20 protein-coding genes are annotated in these 16,455 nt (G+C 64.0%); 8 read left to right on the top strand and 12 right to left on the bottom strand.

Going from position 1 to position 16,455, the window contains the following annotated elements:
• Window positions 1-14: 14 nt before the first annotated feature.
• From ACP69S_RS16325 to ACP69S_RS16305, 5 genes are all read right to left on the bottom strand, one after another.
• Window positions 15-317, bottom strand: coding sequence for a hypothetical protein (locus ACP69S_RS16325; protein ID WP_425998990.1), 303 nt, complete (start codon window positions 315-317; stop codon window positions 15-17).
• Between the two features lie 70 nt (window positions 318-387).
• Entirely contained in the window at window positions 388-1,122 is a 735-nt protein-coding gene (locus tag ACP69S_RS16320; protein ID WP_425998988.1) for an amino acid ABC transporter ATP-binding protein, read from the bottom strand.
• Entirely contained in the window at window positions 1,119-1,778 is a 660-nt protein-coding gene (gene tcyL / locus ACP69S_RS16315; RefSeq protein WP_425998986.1) for a cystine ABC transporter permease, read from the bottom strand. Before tcyL ends, ACP69S_RS16320 begins: the two co-directional genes overlap by 4 nt.
• A 2-nt stretch (window positions 1,779-1,780) precedes the next feature.
• Entirely contained in the window at window positions 1,781-2,572 is a 792-nt protein-coding gene (gene tcyJ, locus ACP69S_RS16310; RefSeq protein ID WP_425998985.1) for a cystine ABC transporter substrate-binding protein, read from the bottom strand.
• A 484-nt stretch (window positions 2,573-3,056) separates the two neighbouring features.
• Window positions 3,057-4,172: a beta-ketoacyl-ACP synthase III gene (locus tag ACP69S_RS16305; RefSeq protein ID WP_425998983.1), complete on the bottom strand. Its 1,116-nt coding sequence runs from the start codon at window positions 4,170-4,172 to the stop codon at window positions 3,057-3,059.
• Window positions 4,173-4,423: 251 nt separating this feature from the next.
• On the opposite strand from ACP69S_RS16305, the gene ACP69S_RS16300 reads away from it, so the two are divergent.
• From ACP69S_RS16300 to ACP69S_RS16290, 3 genes are all read left to right on the top strand, one after another.
• Entirely contained in the window at window positions 4,424-4,942 is a 519-nt protein-coding gene (locus ACP69S_RS16300; RefSeq protein ID WP_425998981.1) for a porin family protein, read from the top strand.
• Window positions 4,943-5,638: 696 nt separating this feature from the next.
• Complete coding sequence (locus tag ACP69S_RS16295) at window positions 5,639-6,022, top strand: hypothetical protein (protein ID WP_425998979.1); 384 nt, start codon at window positions 5,639-5,641, stop codon at window positions 6,020-6,022.
• 20 nt (window positions 6,023-6,042) lie between these two features.
• Window positions 6,043-6,969 (top strand): sterol desaturase family protein, encoded by a 927-nt coding sequence (locus ACP69S_RS16290; RefSeq protein ID WP_425999091.1) that lies wholly within the window; start codon window positions 6,043-6,045, stop codon window positions 6,967-6,969.
• A 67-nt stretch (window positions 6,970-7,036) separates the two neighbouring features.
• On the opposite strand, the gene ACP69S_RS16285 is transcribed toward ACP69S_RS16290, so the two are convergent.
• Window positions 7,037-8,089 (bottom strand): NUDIX hydrolase, encoded by a 1,053-nt coding sequence (locus ACP69S_RS16285; protein ID WP_425998977.1) that lies wholly within the window; start codon window positions 8,087-8,089, stop codon window positions 7,037-7,039.
• Window positions 8,028-8,672 carry a YfbR-like 5'-deoxynucleotidase gene (locus tag ACP69S_RS16280; RefSeq protein WP_425998975.1) on the bottom strand — a complete coding sequence of 215 codons (645 nt, stop codon included), beginning with the start codon at window positions 8,670-8,672 and terminating at the stop codon, window positions 8,028-8,030. The genes ACP69S_RS16285 and ACP69S_RS16280 overlap by 62 nt, the downstream gene beginning before the upstream one ends.
• A 106-nt stretch (window positions 8,673-8,778) precedes the next feature.
• Between ACP69S_RS16280 and ACP69S_RS16275 the strand changes: the two genes are divergently transcribed.
• Both ACP69S_RS16275 and ACP69S_RS16270 read left to right on the top strand, forming a co-directional pair.
• Window positions 8,779-9,591, top strand: a complete 813-nt coding sequence (locus tag ACP69S_RS16275) for a universal stress protein (protein ID WP_425998972.1) — start codon at window positions 8,779-8,781, stop codon at window positions 9,589-9,591.
• 31 nt (window positions 9,592-9,622) lie between these two features.
• Window positions 9,623-10,000: a hypothetical protein gene (locus tag ACP69S_RS16270; protein ID WP_425998970.1), complete on the top strand. Its 378-nt coding sequence runs from the start codon at window positions 9,623-9,625 to the stop codon at window positions 9,998-10,000.
• Between the two features lies 1 nt (window position 10,001).
• On the opposite strand, the gene ACP69S_RS16265 is transcribed toward ACP69S_RS16270, so the two are convergent.
• From ACP69S_RS16265 to ACP69S_RS16250, 4 genes are all read right to left on the bottom strand, one after another.
• A complete protein-coding gene (locus ACP69S_RS16265) occupies window positions 10,002-10,817 on the bottom strand; it encodes a hypothetical protein (protein WP_425998968.1) in 816 nt (271 codons plus the stop codon).
• 71 nt (window positions 10,818-10,888) lie between these two features.
• A complete protein-coding gene (locus ACP69S_RS16260; RefSeq protein WP_425998966.1) occupies window positions 10,889-11,758 on the bottom strand; it encodes an AAA family ATPase in 870 nt (289 codons plus the stop codon).
• 161 nt (window positions 11,759-11,919) lie between these two features.
• Window positions 11,920-12,267 (bottom strand): primosomal protein, encoded by a 348-nt coding sequence (locus tag ACP69S_RS16255; protein ID WP_425998964.1) that lies wholly within the window; start codon window positions 12,265-12,267, stop codon window positions 11,920-11,922.
• A gap of 72 nt (window positions 12,268-12,339) precedes the next feature.
• Entirely contained in the window at window positions 12,340-14,136 is a 1,797-nt protein-coding gene (locus tag ACP69S_RS16250) for a tetratricopeptide repeat protein (RefSeq protein WP_425998962.1), read from the bottom strand.
• A gap of 183 nt (window positions 14,137-14,319) precedes the next feature.
• On the opposite strand from ACP69S_RS16250, the gene flbT reads away from it, so the two are divergent.
• Both flbT and flaF read left to right on the top strand, forming a co-directional pair.
• On the top strand, window positions 14,320-14,745 hold the full coding sequence (gene flbT / locus ACP69S_RS16245) for a flagellar biosynthesis repressor FlbT (protein ID WP_425998960.1): 426 nt from the start codon (window positions 14,320-14,322) through the stop codon (window positions 14,743-14,745).
• The gene (flaF, locus tag ACP69S_RS16240) at window positions 14,705-15,067 is read left to right on the top strand and encodes a flagellar biosynthesis regulator FlaF (protein ID WP_425998958.1); all 363 of its coding nucleotides are present in this window, start codon (window positions 14,705-14,707) and stop codon (window positions 15,065-15,067) included. The genes flbT and flaF overlap by 41 nt, the downstream gene beginning before the upstream one ends.
• Before the next feature lie 103 nt (window positions 15,068-15,170).
• Here the strand turns inward: flaF and ACP69S_RS16235 are convergent, their stop codons facing one another.
• The gene (locus ACP69S_RS16235) at window positions 15,171-15,455 is read right to left on the bottom strand and encodes a hypothetical protein (RefSeq protein WP_425999095.1); all 285 of its coding nucleotides are present in this window, start codon (window positions 15,453-15,455) and stop codon (window positions 15,171-15,173) included.
• Between ACP69S_RS16235 and ACP69S_RS16230 the strand changes: the two genes are divergently transcribed.
• Entirely contained in the window at window positions 15,343-16,119 is a 777-nt protein-coding gene (locus ACP69S_RS16230; RefSeq protein ID WP_425999089.1) for a flagellin, read from the top strand. The genes ACP69S_RS16235 and ACP69S_RS16230 overlap by 113 nt on opposite strands.
• Window positions 16,120-16,455: the final 336 nt, after the last annotated feature.

The raw sequence follows: 16,455 nt of genomic DNA, 5'->3' as shown, positions 1-16,455 counted from the left end.
GAAAGGGACGTCGCTTAGACGCCCCGGTTCATCACCGGATCGAGAGCGGTGACAAGATCGGTATGCTCCTCGGCGCGCGATGCGCCCGAGACGTTCAGTCGGGTGTACATGGTGGTCGCGCCATGGCGACTTTGCGCTTCGGACCAGCGCGCGGTGGCGCCGATCAGATTATTGGCCTCGCCAGCGAACACCACCACGCCCTTGGCGTCGAGATAGATGAAATTGCCAGCGATCGTCGTCCGGGGATCAGCGTCCTCGGCCAGCTTGTAGCGGTAGATAGCGCCAGAAGCGCCTTTCAATTCGATATACTGTTTCACAGGACCTCGCCTCAACTGCACGCGGCGTTGGCGGCGATCTGGTGGAGGGCGCCGAAGGCCAAATTATGGCTCATGACGCCGTGACCTTGCCGAGGAATCGTCGCGTGCGCTCTTCCTTAGGCGCTCCGAACAGCTCGCGCGAGGGGGCCTGTTCGACGATAAGGCCGCTATCCATGAAGATCGTCCGATCTGCCACATCGCGGGCGAAGTCCATCTGGTGGGTGACGATCAGCATGGTGCGTCGTTCTGCGGCCAGTTCGCGGATGACCGAAAGCACCTCGCCGACCAGTTCCGGGTCGAGGGCGGAGGTCGGTTCGTCGAACAGAATGACCTCAGGATCCATGGCCAGGGCGCGGGCGATGGCGCAGCGCTGCTGCTGTCCGCCGGACAGCTCGCCAGGCCAGGCGTCGACCCGCGCGCCCAAGCCGACCTTCTCCAGTAGCGCGCGAGCCTTAGCCTCGGCCGCGGCGCGAGGCTGGCCGCGCACGACGATCGGACCCTCGGCCACGTTCTGCAGAGCGGTGCGGTGCGGAAAGAGGTTGAAGCTCTGAAACACGAAGCCGACCCGGCCCTTAAGCGCCCGGGCCAGCGGCGCGCGCGGCGCGGCCTCGACGCCGGCGATCTGCAGGGAGCCGCCGTCCAGCAGCTCCAGCCCGGCCATGCACCGCAGCAGGGTGGACTTGCCAGAGCCGCTGGGGCCGATGATGGCCACGACCTCGCCTTGGGCGACCTCGATATCGACGCCGTTCAGCACCGTGGTCCCGTCGAAGCGCTTGATCAGCCCTTTGGCGACGACGGCGCTCACCGGCGGCCCTCCGCGGCGCGGCGTTCCAGCATGCCCTGACCGGCGGCTAGCAGGGTCGAGACGATCCAGTAGATGGCGGCGGCAGCCAGATACATCGTGAAGATCTCGAAGGTGCGGGCGGTGATCAGTTGGGTCTGGCGGAACAGCTCCGGCACCTGGATCGTGGCGGCCAGGGAGGTGTCTTTCACGAGACTGATGAAGCTGTTGGACAGGGGCGCGACGGCGGTGCGGGCGGCCTGCGGCAGGATCACCCGGCGCAGGGCCTGGCCCCGGCTCATGCCCAGCACGGTGGCGGCTTCCCACTGGCCGCGATCGACATTAGCGATGGCGCTGCGCAGGATCTCGCAGGCATAGGCGGCGATGTTCAGCGAGAAACCGATGCCGGCCGCGACCAGCGGCGGCAACTCGATCCCGAATTGCGGCAGGCCGTAATAGATCAAAAAGAGCTGCACCAGCAGCGGCGTGCCCCGGATCGCCGAGACATAGACCGCCGCCGGCCAGCGCAGCAGCAACGAGCGCGACAGACGCATCAGGGCCAGTCCAAAACCCAGCACCAGACCCAGGCTCATGCCGATCAGGCTGAGCGCCACGGTATAGCCCGCGCCCTTCAGCAGCAGCGGCGCCGACTGGGTCAGAAGGTCGAGCGTGGCGTCCATGCCTATCGGGTCACGTCGGCGCCAAACCACTGCCGGGAGATCGTCGCCAGCCGGCCCTCGCCCCGCATTGCCTCGATGGCCTGATCGACCATTACCTTCATGGCCGGATCCTTCAGCATGGCCACGCCCTGGTTCTGGGCCGCGAAGGCCGGGCCGGCGGCGATGAATTCCGGCGAGTTCTTGACGAAGTCGGCGGCGACCAGCCGGTCGTTCAGCACCGCGTCGATGCGCCCGGCCTTCAGGTCCTGGTACTTGGTGGGGTCGTCATCATAGGTGCGCACATCGGCGGTGGGCACATTGGCCCGCGCCCAGCTCTCGTAGTTAGTGCCCAAGCCTACGCCGACCTTCTTGCCGGCCAGTTCGGCGGGCGTGTAGGGGCCGGCCTTGCCCTTCAGGACGATGATCTGGATGCCCGACACCGTATACGGCTTGGAAAAGTCGTATTTGGCCGCCCGCTCTGGCGTGATGGTGATCTGGTTGACCACCACGTCGATGCGTTTGGCCTCCAGCGCGCCTAGCAGGCCGGCGAAGGGCGAGGGGCTGAACACCGGCTTGACGCCCATCTGGGCCGCCAGGGCCTTGGCGAAGTCGACGTCGAAACCGGCCAGCTGGCCGTCCTTGTCTTGGAAGTTGAACGGCGGATAGGTGCCTTCCAGACCGATGCGCAGGGTCTTGGTCGCCTCGACCCGCTGGGCGGTGGTCTGGGCGGCGCCGTCCCCGGCCTTGTCGCCGCAGCCGGCCAGGGTCAGGGCGCCGGCGCCCAGGAGAATGTTTCGACGGTCGGGGAATTGCATGCGGGCCTCGAAAATCGGTAAAGCCGTCCAGTTCTATACGCCGCCGCGACCTTCGCCAGCGCCAAGCGATTCCGCCATCCCACATCGTGCAAGGTGACGTGGAAGCAAGCTGACGCTTCGAGCGGACTCTGCCCTCTCTTGTCCACGAGTTGACGGGGAGGGACGATGTCCCAGCTATTCGATCCGGTCGCCGCTACGGCGGCCTATCTGGCGCAGCTGTCGCCCGCGGCGCACGCCAAGGCGCAGGCCTATACGCAAGGCGGCCACTGGCTGTTGATCACCCGGCCGTGGGCGTGCGCATCCGCCGGGCCATGGAGTGGAAGGCGGCGCATTCCAAATGATCCGCTCTCCCCGGCGAAAGCCGGGGTCCAGATCGAGCCCCCGAGCGGCAGAGATGAAAAAAAGCGGTTGGCGCGAAAGCCCCAACCGCCCTTGATGTATCTGGGTCCCGGCCTTCGTCGGGAAGAGCGGAGTGTTGGTGTAGCTACCGTTTGCGCACAAACACGGTGCCCGCCGAATAACCCGCCCCGAAGCTGCAGATCAGCCCCGTCTCGCCGGCCGCGAAGTCGTCATTGGCTGTGTGGAAGGCGATGATCGAGCCGGCCGAGCTGGTGTTGGCGTAGGTATCCAGGATGATGACGTTCTCGCCGGGGGCGGGATCGCGGCCCAGGACCTTGCGACCGATCATCTCGTTCATGTTGATATTGGCCTGGTGGAGCCACAGGCGCTTCAGCCCCTGGGGATCGACGCCCAGGTCACCGGCGTGCTCGATGATCATCTCGCTGACCATCGGCACCACTTCGCGAAACACCTTGCGGCCTTCCTGCACGAACAGCTTGTCCCGGGAACCTTCGCCCTCGGGCGCGGCGCGATTCAGGAAGCCGAAATTGTTGCGGATGTTGTTGGAGAACACCGTCTTTAGGCGCGTGCCGAGGATTTCCCAGCCGCCGGTCGCCTGCGAGGCCTCTTCCACGATCACGGCCGTGGCCACGTCGCCGAAGATGAAGTGGCTATCGCGGTCCTTGAAGTTCAGATGGCCAGAGCAGATCTCGGGATTGACCATCAGCACGGCCTTGGCCGAGCCGCTGGCCACAAAGTCGGCGGCGGTCTTGATGCCGAACGTTGCCGAGGAGCAGGCGACGTTCATGTCGAAGGCGAAACCTTCGATGCCCAGCGCCTGCTGCACCTCGATGGCCATGGCCGGATAGGCGCGCTGCATATTGGAGGCGGCGCAGATCACCGCGCCGATTTCCGACACCGGCTTGCCCCAGGCGGCGATGGCCTGTTTTGCGGCTTCCACGGCCATTTCGGCCAGTATCGAGATCTCGTCGTTGGATCGCTCGGGCAGGACGGGGCGCATCAGGTCCGGATCGATGATGCCGTCCTTGTTCATCACGAAGCGCGACTTGATGCCCGAGGCCTTCTCGATGAACTCGGGCGAGGAGGTGGCCAGGGCGACCACGTCGCCGGCGGCTATGGCCTGCGCATTGGTCTCGTTGAAGCGCTCCACGAAGGTATTGAAGGCCTCGACCAGTTCGGCGTTCGAAATGCTGAATGGCGGGGTGTAGAGCCCCGTGGCGGCGATGACGGCTTGATGCAAGCGACTGATCCCGATGATGCGCGCGGGCCTCTTCGGGCTCGCGATCTTCTGCTTATGGCGACGTTGATATCATGGATGACGCCGTCGTCATCATCGAGGCTTTGAGGTCGCGACCTCTGGGCCACGTTGCGGCTTCGACACGCAATGACCTCAAACGTGACCGTGAACCGCCCCATGTCGGCCGTGTTCGGCCCCTAGCTGAAAGGCTGCTGAGGGCGCTGAAGAATGACTACCAGTAGGAGTACCGAAAAATGAAAACTCTCATCGCCGCGACGCTCGTCGCCGCTATCCCCGCCCTGTCGCACGCGCAAGTCTCGCCTGAATACTACGGCTCGGTCGGCTATGGCTCGACCCGGGCCGATGGCGCGGATGTCGGCGCCATCCAGGGGCGCCTCGGCGCCAAGCTCACCCCCCATTTCGGTGTCGAAGGCGAGGTTGGTGTCGGCGTGACCGACGACAAGACCGATGTCGCCGGGGTCCCGGTGAACGTCGAGTTGAAGCATCAGGCTGCGGCCTATGCCGTAGGCTATCTGCCCGTGACGCCGAATATCGACCTGTTGGCCCGCGCCGGCTACGGCACGACCAAGTTCAAGGCGTCGAGCGGCGGCGTGTCCGCCACTGACTCCCAGGATAGCTGGAACTACGGTGTCGGCGCCCAGTACAGGCTGGACGACAAGAATGGCCTGCGCGCCGACTGGACCAAGTCGGAATATACAAACTCCAAGGCCGACGCCGATACCCTGGCGGTGTCATACGTCCGCAAGTTCTAGAGCGTTTTGTCCCGGGCCGAGAGGCCCGGGGCGGTTTCTATCCCCGTTCTTTACGGGGATAGAGGGGCCTCGGATTCAGCAAGATCAAAGGCTTGCGATTTTCTCGTTTTTCTCCGTCCGCACCCCTTGGGACCGCCCGCATACTGATCTCACCTGACAGCACGGGAAGGGCGTCCGGCCGGCGACCAGCGACGGCTGTCAGGGGTGATCGAGCGGGGTCTGCGGGAGTCGCGAGAGCGGGACCGGCAGGCTTAAAGGAGGACAGGGGACGTAAACCTGTCCATCGGGGATCTGCCACGGTCCCCGCCCGTCCGAAGGTTCGCTCCGGGTCCTCCGGGAGAGCCGAGGCTTAGCCAAGCGCTGGGTCCGGCTACGAAGGGGAAAAGCCCGGGTGGGGCAAAAGGTTGAACAGGCCTGCGCACCCCGGCCAGAGGGATAACGATCACGCGGAGCGTTCGTCTTCGTCGAAACGGTATTCAGCTACTCACACATCCGGGCGAGGCCCGGGCGCTCTGCGACCCTTCCCACCAACTCGGCGGTTTCCCGCGTGAGGTCGCCAAGCCGTGTCCGCCAGACTGCGATAGCGGTCAGGAGGGGGCCGGCAGCGCCGGCCAACCAGATCACTTGACGGCGATCACCCAGAGCCCGACGCTGTCGGAAAAATACGGGGAGGGCGGCGTTAGCTTGGACAAGGCGATGCTGATTCAGCTTATCGGTTCGGCGGTCGCCATCAGCGCGCTCGTCGGCTTGGCGGCCTGGGCGGGAATCGCTCGGTCGACACCGCCGCTCGACGCGGGCGGCCTTGCAACGCTCCTGGCGCAGGAGTTTCCCGATCATCACCCCACGGCGACCTGGATCTCAGCCGACGGCTCCGGCGCCCTGGCCCGCGAAGGCGACACCGTGCTGGTCCTGTGGAAACGCGGCGACAGCTATGTCGCCCGCGACGTCGCCTGGCCCGTCGTGGCCGCCGCTCAGTCGAAGAACGGCCGGCTGGTCCTGAAGACGGGCGACGCCGCGCCGATCTTCGCCGTCACCGACGATGTCTGGCCTCCCCAGGCCCTAAAGGAGCTCGCCGCGTGAAAGACTTCGATCCGGTCCAGATGGCGATCCCGTTCTTCGTCCTGGCGGTCATTCTCGAGATCGTGCTGGCTCGAATGGGCAAGGCCAAGGCCAATTATGAGACGCGCGACACCGCCATGTCGCTGTCCATGGGGCTGGGCAGCACCATTGCCGGCCTGCTGACCGGTGGCCTGATCTTCGCGACGGCGATCTGGGCTTATGAGCACCGGCTGTTCACGATCCCTGTGACCGCGATGTGGGCATGGGTGGTGCTCTTCTTCGCCGAGGACCTGACCTATTACTGGTTCCATCGCATCGCCCACGAGCGGCGGTTCTGGTGGGCCAGCCATGTCAATCACCACACCTCGACCCACTACAACCTGTCTACGGCGCTGCGGCAGACCTGGACGGGCGGTTTGGTGGGCTCATGGATGCTGTGGCTACCGCTGTCGTTCCTGGGCTTCCCGCCGGCCATGGTGGCGATCCAGAAGGGCATCAGCCTCGTCTATCAGTTCTGGATCCATACCGAGGTGATCAAGCGCATGCCGCGCTGGTTCGAGGCGGTGTTCAACACCCCCTCGCATCACCGGGTGCACCACGCCCGTAACGCCCGCTATCTGGACGCCAACTATGCCGGCGTCCTGATCATCTGGGACCGGATGTTCGGCACCTTCATCCCCGAGGTCGACGAGGAGCCCTGCCGCTATGGTACGGTAAAGAACCTTGGCAATTTCAACCTGTTCCACAACGTGTTCCACGAGTTCATCGGTATCGGGAAAGATCTGGCCGGGGCGAAGTCGCCGCGCGAGGTGCTGGGCTACATGTTCGGCCCGCCCGGCTGGAGCCCCGATGGCTCGCGCGATACGTCGCACACGCTCAAGGCAAGATGGCGGGCGCGGATATCGGCGGAGACCAAGATCCTCCCCCCGACGGGGGAGGTGGTCGCGAAGCGACCGGAGGGGGAATAGGAACGGGTGCTCGGCTGAACTTCCCTCTCCGTCGGCTTCGCCGACACCTCTCCCACGGGGAGTAGAGCTAATCCCGCAGCAGCGGCAGGCTGAGCCCGGTGGCCGGCCGCGCCGCCAGGATCTCGCGGCGGAAGCGGAACAGCTCGGCCGGACGGCCCCCGGTCTCGGCATCTAGGCGGCCCAGGCCCTCGACCAGCTCCTCGCGTTCAACGACGCGGCGGAAGTTCTGCTTGTGCAGCGGCACGCCGGCTATGGCCTCGACGATGCGTTGCAGGGTCGAGAGGGTAAACTCATCCGGGGTCAGCTCGAACACCACGGGCCGGTACTTGATCTTGCCCCGCAGTCGCGACAGGCCGGTGGCCAGGATGCGGCGGTGATCGGAAATCATCGGCTCGCCCAGAGCCGCCGACAGGGCGGCCGGTTCGGCCGGATCGTCGCCGTCGGCCCGGGCCCGGTCACGGGCGGCTTCGGGGGCAAGGTCAGCCTCGTAGAGAAGCTCGTAGCGCTCCAGCACCCGTTCCTCGTTCCACGGCGCGTCGTCGAGGGCGAAGGCCAGGCGAGCCCGGGACCATTTGCCGACGTCGTCGGAGGCCCAGCGTTTCAGGGCCGGCGCGATGGCGGCGTCCAGCAAGGCGGGCCGGCCATGACGCCAGTCCTCCCACGGGAAGAACCGCGACCACGGCGCCCACACGGTGTCGGGCGCTTCGGTGTCGATGGCGTCCGGCGTCAGGCCCAGATAGCCCACCGAGACGACCCGCGCCGCTCCGGCCCCGACCTCGGCCCGGGGGGCGTCGCGGCCCTTGTCGCCGAACGTGTAGAGCTGTTCGACATAGCCTAGCTGGAAGCGGGTCTGCTCGGTGACGAAGGCCCGCAGGCCCAGCTCGAAGGTGCGATGGCCCTCCGGGTCGAACGGCCCGAACGGCAGGCCGGGCAGGGGCGAGGCGACATCGGTGATGGCGTCGTGGGGTCGCACCGTCAGCACCACGGCCTCGCCGTCGCGGATGGCGACAACGACGGCCGAAAGTCCGATGACGACTGATGCTGTCATGGGGATGCGCTCATTCGGTGTCGAACGCCGCGTCCGCAGGGGCCTCGAAACCCGCCGCCTTGGACAGCACATGGAAGCGCTGAACGTAGCGGGCCTGAGCCTCAAACGGCTGTACCGGCGTGATGCGCAGGTCATAGCCGACCGGTGGGGCGCCAAAGATGGCCAGGGATTCGGCGTGCTCGAACCCGGCCAACTGGGTGGCTTCGAAGAAGGCGCAGGCGCGGTCAGCCTGCTTGATCAGCTTCTGGATGGCCGGTGGCGTTTTCACAGGCAGTCCAAAACGGATGTGGATAGCGTCCTCAAGCCGGGCCTCGAAATCCTTGTAGCTGACGCCCAGCGCCGCCTTGAACGGGCTGATCATGTCGCCGATCACATATTCCGATGCGTCGTGCAGCAGGGCGGCGAGGCGCCAGCGGGGCTCAAGGTCAGGCTTGATATGGGCAGCGATCTCCTCAACCACCAGGCTGTGTTGGGCGACGGAAAAGCCGTGCTCGCCAATGGTCTGGCCGTTCCAGCGGGCGACCCGGGCCAGGCCGTGGGCGATATCCTCGATCTCGATGTCCATAGGCGACGGGTCGAGCAGATCCAGCCTCCGACCGGAGAGCATTCTCTGCCAAGCGCGGGGCGCCGCACCCCTATGCAGCCCTTTGGCCACGAGATCGTTCCTTACGGTGAAGGTGGATTGACTGACCCATTGGTTGACAAAGATCAATGATGGGTCTGCCCTCACCTGTGAAAAAGCGCTCCAAAGGAGTTCGATCATGAGCTGGGCAAGAATTATGGCTCCTCTCGCGGGAGCAAAGGCCGATCGGGAGCTCCTGACGTCTGCCGCCGGGCTGGCGAAGGCGTTCGAGGCCGAGCTGGCCTGTATCCATGCGCCCGCCGATATGGCCGACCTGATGCCCTGGATGGGCGAGGGCTTCATGGGCGGGGTGCAGGTCACCGCGCTGGAAAGTCTGAAGGAAGCCGCTCTGGAGGGGGCTGGCGCCGTGAACGCCCTGGCGGCGGAGATCGGCTATTCGCGAACCCGGATCATCAGCCTGGACTCGCCCGTCTGGGCGGGTCTGGCCATGGAGGGCCGGCTCTCGGACGTCATCGTCTTCGATAGTATTGCAGCGCGCGGCAAGGGACCGCTGGCGGAGGCCTTCCAGCAGTTGGTCGCCGACGAGCAGCGGCCCATCGTCGTCGCCCGTCCCGGAATGAGAGTGGGCGGCGTGGCTCTGGTCGCATGGGATGGAGGCAAGGAAGCCAGTCGCGCCATGCGCACGGCCTTACCCCTGCTACAGAAGGCCTCGTCGGTGATCGTTGCTGGCGCGCCCGGCGCATCGTCCCGCAATTTCGACCTGGGCCGCCTGGTCGAATTTCTGTCCGCTCGCGGCGTGACGGCGACCAGCCTGACCCTGCCGGGCACCGGCGACGCTGCTGGCCTGTTGCTCGGCACGGCGCGTGAAGTCGGGGCTGATTTCCTCGTAGCGGGCGCTTTCGGGCACCCGCGTCTGCAGGAGTTCATCTTCGGCGGCACGACCCGCAGCCTTCTCAATGGCGACGGCCCGTCGCTGTTTCTTTCGCACTAACCGTCAGTCATTCACCCAAAGGGAGGCTTAAATGTCCCTGTCTCGCATCGTGATGCGCCTTGCCCGCAATCCTGGCACCGAGTTCGCCGGCGGCGACGATCATCGCGGCTACGTCCTGACCGCGCCCCTGACCGCCGACGGTCATCTGGACGAGGCGGCCTACGCCAAGAGCAAGGCGTCCTGCAGCGTTCGCCGGTTCGCGCCCGATGATGACGCCGTGGATGGTCTGCTGGCCCGCAAGGGAGCGCGCTGGTTCTTCGACTACGACGATTCAGACACCACCGACGACGAGCCGGTGCATCGGTTGGGTGAGCACAGGTTTGCCTTGGGCGAATATGTCACCATAACCGACGAGGATGGTCGGCCTCTGACCTACAAGGTGATGGAGGTCGTGCCAGTCTCGAACTGACTCAGCCGCCAACGTTGTGGCGGACCAGGGCCTTCATGTCCTTGAAGACGTCATGGTCGCCGGAATCGCGGTTCTTGGCCTTGATGGTGGCGACGGCGAGCGGGCCGCCCTTGGGTCCGCGCGCCTCGTAGCCAACGACGCGGTAACCGCTGGGCGCCTTGTCGCTGGCCAAGATCAGGGTTGAGCGGATCGAGTCGCCGCCCTTGCTGTGGCGGATCTCGGCGCCGTCGTCACTGGCGCGGATGTTGACGTGGCCATCTTCGCTGTCGTCATTCCGAGCCTGTATGTTGACCGTCTCCTTGCGGTCGTCGCCCTTCATCGTGACGTTCTTGTCGATCTTGACCTCGGAAGCGCCGCCTTCGTTGCTGTTGATCGTGATGTTGCCGATCTTGATATCGGCGCCTTCGTCGCTGGCGTCGATGCGGATGCCGGGCAGATGGATGCTGGTCTTGTTCCGGTCGGGCTTGTCGCCGGTCTTCACCTCGGTGGCGGGCTTGATCGAGGGCATCAGGGTCTTGAGTTCAGCCTCGATGGGGGCGAGGGCGGCCTCGGCGTCGCCGCCGTTCATGGAGACCAGCCGCAGCAGCACTTCGGCTTCGTCGCCGGCGTAGGCGCAGGAAAGTCCGTCCGCCGCGACACTGACGCGCTTGAGGTCGCCCTGCTTTTCCGGGCAATCGAGCCTGGAGATCACGCGAACCGGCTCGCGGCGCGCATGTCGCTCGTGCTTCGCGGTTTTCGCCGTTTCCGCGCGATGACAGCCGACCAGCGCCAGGGCGCTGGTGGCGGCGAGCACAGCGATCCAAGTCGAATGACGCATGACCATCCCTCTGTTTTCAGCGGAAAGTGAGGGCGGTCGTGCAAGCCGTCCAGTGAATTCCGGGTAAGGCCCTATTGCCCCGGACGGCCGCCAGCGCCCTCGCGTCGGGCCAGGAAGGCCAGGCGTTCAAACAGGTGCACGTCCTGCTCGTTCTTCAGCAGGGCGCCATGCAGCGGCGGGATCAGCTTGGTCGGATCCTTCTCGCGCAGCATGGCTTCGTCGATATCCTCGACCATCAACAGCTTCAGCCAGTCGAGAAGTTCGGAGGTCGACGGCTTCTTCTTCAAGCCGGGCACCTTGCGCATGTCGTAGAAAATCCGCAGGGCCTCGGCGACCAGCTTCTGCTTGATGCCCGGATAGTGGACGTCGACGATGGCCTGCATCGTCGCCTCCTCGGGGAAGCGGATATAGTGGAAGAAACAACGGCGCAGGAACGCGTCCGGGAGTTCCTTCTCGTTGTTCGAGGTGATGATGATGATCGGCCGGACCTTGGCCGAAATCGTCTCGCCGGTCTCGTAGACATAGAACTCCATGCGATCCAGCTCTTGCAGCAGATCGTTGGGGAACTCGATGTCGGCCTTGTCGATCTCGTCGATCAGCAAGACAGGACGAACCGGGGCCTCGAAGGCCTCCCAGAGTTTGCCCTTCTTGATGTAGTTGCGGACGTCCTTGACCCGCTCCTCGCCTAGCTGGCTGTCGCGCAGGCGAGTGACGGCGTCGTATTCGTACAGGCCTTGGTGAGCCTTGGTCGTCGACTTGATATGCCAAGTCAGCAGGGGCGCACCCATGGCCTTGGCGACCTCATAGGCCAGCACCGTCTTGCCTGTGCCGGGTTCGCCCTTGATCAGCAGCGGACGCTCAAGCGCCACAGCAGCGTTGACCGCGACCTTCAGGTCGTCGGTCGCCACATAGTTGGAAGTGCCTTCGAAGCGCTGTCTCATACCACCCTCTGCCGGATCGATCCGGTCTCGAACAAGTGTTCAAATCGAGGGTTCAAACTACCGAGCGGCGCGCACTTGGCAAGAGCGTGCGGAATTGAAACCGGAGGGATCGTCGGTGTGATGGCCCTCGCCGGGTTCAGCGTTTGCAGCCAGTCTTGAAGCTAGGCGCCTGCTTCGAGATCTGAGGGCAGCTCGACATCGCCGATCTCATCGTCTTCATCGAGGCCGGTCACCGGCTCCAAAGGCTCGCGATCGACCTCCAGGCTTTCATCGTCGCGATCGCCTTCAAGTTCGTCAGCGAGGTCATCCAGTTCGCTCTCGTCGAGGATGTCGAAACCCTCATCGACCTCGTCTTCATCGCTGTCGCCATCAGCCTGGGTAACGTCGTAGACGTCCTCGATCTCGTCGAAATTGGCGATGTCCTGGCCGTCGCGGGTCAGATTGGTTTCGTCTAGCACCTCGGCGGTATCCTGCGCGTCGGGGGCGTCGTCCAGTTCCAGCTCGGCCATGGCGAGATCTCCAGAAGCAGCAGGCCCTGCGCTTGCTGCTTCGAATCAATCCCGTCGCCAGCGGGTCGTTCCCTAGACGGGGTAGGTTTCCGCCAACGCCGCGGCGACCTCCCGCATGGTCGGCGCCCAGTCGTAATAGTCCGAGGACGAGAAGCAGCGAATCTGCGGGTACCAGGGCAGGCTTTCCGTGCCCAGACGGGTCCAGGATGCGGCGCCGCTGATCTGCCAGACGGTCGCCCCGCAGGCTCCGGCCAAGTTGATGGTGGCGTTCGAGAAGCCGATGATCAGGTCCATGGCGCAGCACATGGCCGCGACGTCATCGAGATCTTTTTTCAGATCGATGCCTTCGGGCTGCCAGATATCGATCCCGAGTTCGGCCTTGGCGTAGGCGATCTCTTCGTCGCAGTCGCCGTACTGAAGATTGACGAAGGTAACGCCGGGAGTCTCCAGGATGGGGCGCCACAGGTCGAAGGGCGAGAACTGGCGGGCCCGTTCGCCATTGAGCTTCAGGCTCTTCCACAACAGGCCGACCTTCGGGCCCTTCGGCGCGGCTTCAAGCTGCTTGCGCCAATAGGCGACGCGGTCGGGATCGGCGACCAGGAAGTTGGGGCGTTTGGGGAACGACTCCACCGACGGTCGCAGCACCGGCAGCAGCGAGCCGATGGGGGCCCATTGGTCGATCTTGCTCCAGTCGGAGACATTGGGCGCGGTCCGGCGCACCCGGCCTTCGTAGGCCACGGTCCGGTGAGCGGTGACCTCGGCGTTCGGGAACGACCTCTGGAAGAGCGGAATCAGGCGGTGCTCGACAGCTATCGACAGCGCGCCATCGGGGCCGATAGCATCGATCACGTCGGGCAACATGTTGGCGAACATCACTTCGTCGCCCAAGCCCTGTTCGGCGCAGATCATCATCCGCTTACCGGCCAAAGACTGATCGGCCGACCAGCGCGGCGCATCGATCAGGAAACGCGGAGCGTCAGAGAGGTCGGACGAGAAGCGCGACTCGTAGACGGCCCAGCCTTCGCCGAGGCGGCCAAGGCAGAGGAGGATCGTCGAGCGAGCAAATTGCATCATCGCCAGGTCTTCTCGCGAATCGGCATGAGCGATGGCCGATTCGCAGTCCTCCAGCGCACCCTGGACGTCGCCCAGGTCGAGACGGGCATAGGCGCGGTTGTGATAGCCCTTGCCAAAAGCTGGGGCGAGACGAAGCGCTTCGTCGAAGAAGGTCAGCGCCTGCCGCCCGTCGCCCAGACTGCACATCACCGTGCCCAGGGTGTTCCAGAGGATAGGCTGGCTCTGGTCCTCCATGATCGCCGGACGAAGGAGGTCGATAGCCTCAGCGCACTGATTGAGGTCGCGCAGGGCGCAGGCCAGGTTATTGGTCGCCTCGACGCAGTCGGGCCGGGCCAGCCGGTAGTGGGCGAAGAACTTCGCCGCCAGTTCCGGCATATCCATACGGTAGGCCAGTCGTCCCAAGTCTCCGGCGACGGGGCCGTGGTCGGGCAACAACTGCAGCGCCGCCTCATAGGCGCGCATGGAAGAAACAAAGTCGCCGTTCTTTTCGCGGGCGATGGCCAGCACGTGCCAGGCGACGCCTTGTCGTTCGTCCTTTTCCAGCACCTCAAGCGACAGCGCGTCGGCTTTCTCAAAGTCGCGCGCATGGATAGCGGCGATCGCCTGGGCAAGCAGGCGCGCGGTCTCGCGGTTTTTCAGCTCGCCGGCAGCGCGCTCGAGTCTGGCCAAGGCCTCTGCCGAAGCGGAGTCGCCCATGGTCGTTCCGGCGATTCCGCGCTGGACGATCGCCGCCGCGGTGATCTCCTGTTGGGCGAGCGTGCTGCTGGCGCCCTCTAGAGCGCGTTTGCGCGACATGCTTATGACCTTGCGGGTTTGGAGTTAACCATCCTGTGAGGCAGTATGCTTAACTGAGTCCTAAGCTGCGGCTCACGGTCGCAGGGTCAGCAAGACGGTGTTAACCCGACCCGTACTAGTTTTCTCCCGACCCGCCGATAATGGCGGACCGGGCTCGCGGCGACTGCAGAGGGAACCGAATAAGTGCCTTTGAAGCTTTCGCTGAAGCCCGGCGAGAAGTTCGTTTTGAACGGTGCGGTGGTCCAGAATGGCGACCGCCGTGGCGTTCTCGTTCTCCAGAACAAGGCCTCGGTCCTTCGCGAAAAGGACATCATGCAGCCGGATCAGGTGACGACGCCATCACGTCGCATCTACTTCCCTGTGATGATGATGTACCTTGAAGAAAGTGTCGCTGACCGGTTCTACGAAGACTTCGCCACGCGCCTGAACGAGTTTATGAGTGTGGTGCGTAACCCGGTCGTGCTTGCTGATTGCATTGCGATCTCAAAGCACGTCATGGCGCGCGAGTACTACAAAGCGCTCATGTTGAGCCGAAAATTGATCGAGTACGAAGACGAGAGGTTGGGGCATGTCTCTTCGAGCCTATCAGCAGGCCGCGACGAGGGCTGAAAATCCGCGTGAGCTGGAATACCGCCTTTTCGGGCAAGTGACGCGCGCTCTCATGGACGCGTCGCAGGCCCCGGAAGACGATATCGCCAAGCGGATCGACGCGCTCGACTGGAATCGCCGCGTTTGGTCGGCGATGGCCACCGACTGTTCCTTGCCTGAAAACTCCCTGGCGCCTGAGCTGCGCGCCAGCATCATCTCGCTCAGCCTTTGGGTGGGGCGCCACTCCAGCGCGGTCATGCGCAAGGAGGAGGATTTCGAGCCGCTGATCGATATCAATCGCACGATCATGCAAGGCTTGGCGGGGCGCGTCGAAGGCGGCTGATCCATCAGGCGCCAATTGCCCAGCTTGTTTAGGAAGTTCCTGCCGCCCGGCGAATGTTGCATTCGTCGGGCGGTTTCATTTCCGGCTTAAGACCGGAATAAATTCATAAAAAACAGCACTTTAGAATCCGGCCTCGCGTGAGCGCGGTTGGCCCGTCCTTTGCGATGGTTACCTCAGGCAAAACGCCCAGCCGGCTCGCGCCGGAGAAATCCGACCAAAACGGTAGGTGACCTATGATGAACTCAATCAACACCAACGCCGGTGCGCTCACCGCACTGCAAAACCTCAACTCGACCAACTCGGAGCTTTCAACAACCCAAGGCCGCATCAACACCGGCAAGAAGGTCGCCAACGCCAAGGATAATGGCGCGATCTGGTCGATGGCCAAGATGCAGAGCTCCAGCTCAAGCTCGTTGAACGCCGTGAAGGATTCCCTCCAGCGCGGCCAATCGACGATCGATGTGGCGCTCGCAGCTGGCGATACGATCACCGATCTGCTCAGCAAGATGAAGGAAAAGGCTCTCGCTGCTTCCGACACCTCGCTGAACACCGCGAGCTTCAATGCCCTGAAGGCAGACTTCGAGTCGCTGCGTGATCAGATCACGAAGGCGGCCACGAACGCCAAGTTCAACGGCGTCAGCATTGCTGACGGCACGACCTCGGCCCTGACCTTCCTGGCGAATGCCGATGGCGTTGGTTTCACCGTTACCGCCAAGACGTTGTCGCTGGTCGGCATCGGCCTGGCGGCCGGCTCGACCTTTACCGATGCGGCCACGGCCAAGACGATGATTGCGACGATCACGACTGCTCTCACCACCGCGACCAACAAGCTGTCGTCGCTGGGCACCAACTCTGTCGGTCTGGACACGCACCTGACCTTCATTGGCAAGCTCCAGGACAGCCTGGAAACGGGTGTTGGCAATCTGGTCGACGCAGATCTGGCGAAAGAAAGCGCCAAGCTCCAGTCGCTGCAGACGAAACAGCAGCTGGGTGTGCAGGCTCTGTCTATCGCGAACCAGACACCGCAATCGATCTTGTCGTTGTTCAAGTGATCCGACATGCCGGGCGACCTTCGGGTCGCCCGGCGCCTCCTTGGCCCGGCGCCTAGTGCCCGGCAATAATTGCCTGCGACCAAAGGCTCTCGGCAGTTTCTGCCGGGGGCCTTTGTCGTAAACAGATCTATAACGTAAACTTTTCAATGGATTGTCGAAAGTTGCCGGGTGGGCAGCTTTGGCCCGGTCATTGCTTCCTATCTTTTCGAGCAAAAAGCTCCCGGCAGTCAAAATGACGTCGGGCATCCTCGAATAGGACCTCATTTCGCAATGGCGCTGAACAGCATCAACACGAACAGCGGCGCGCTTATCGCGCTGCAAAACCTGAACTCCACC

It is taken from the genome of Caulobacter sp. DWR1-3-2b1 (assembly GCF_049895765.1).
Taxonomy (GTDB): domain Bacteria; phylum Pseudomonadota; class Alphaproteobacteria; order Caulobacterales; family Caulobacteraceae; genus Caulobacter.
This window is presented reverse-complemented; position numbering and strand designations above follow the sequence as displayed.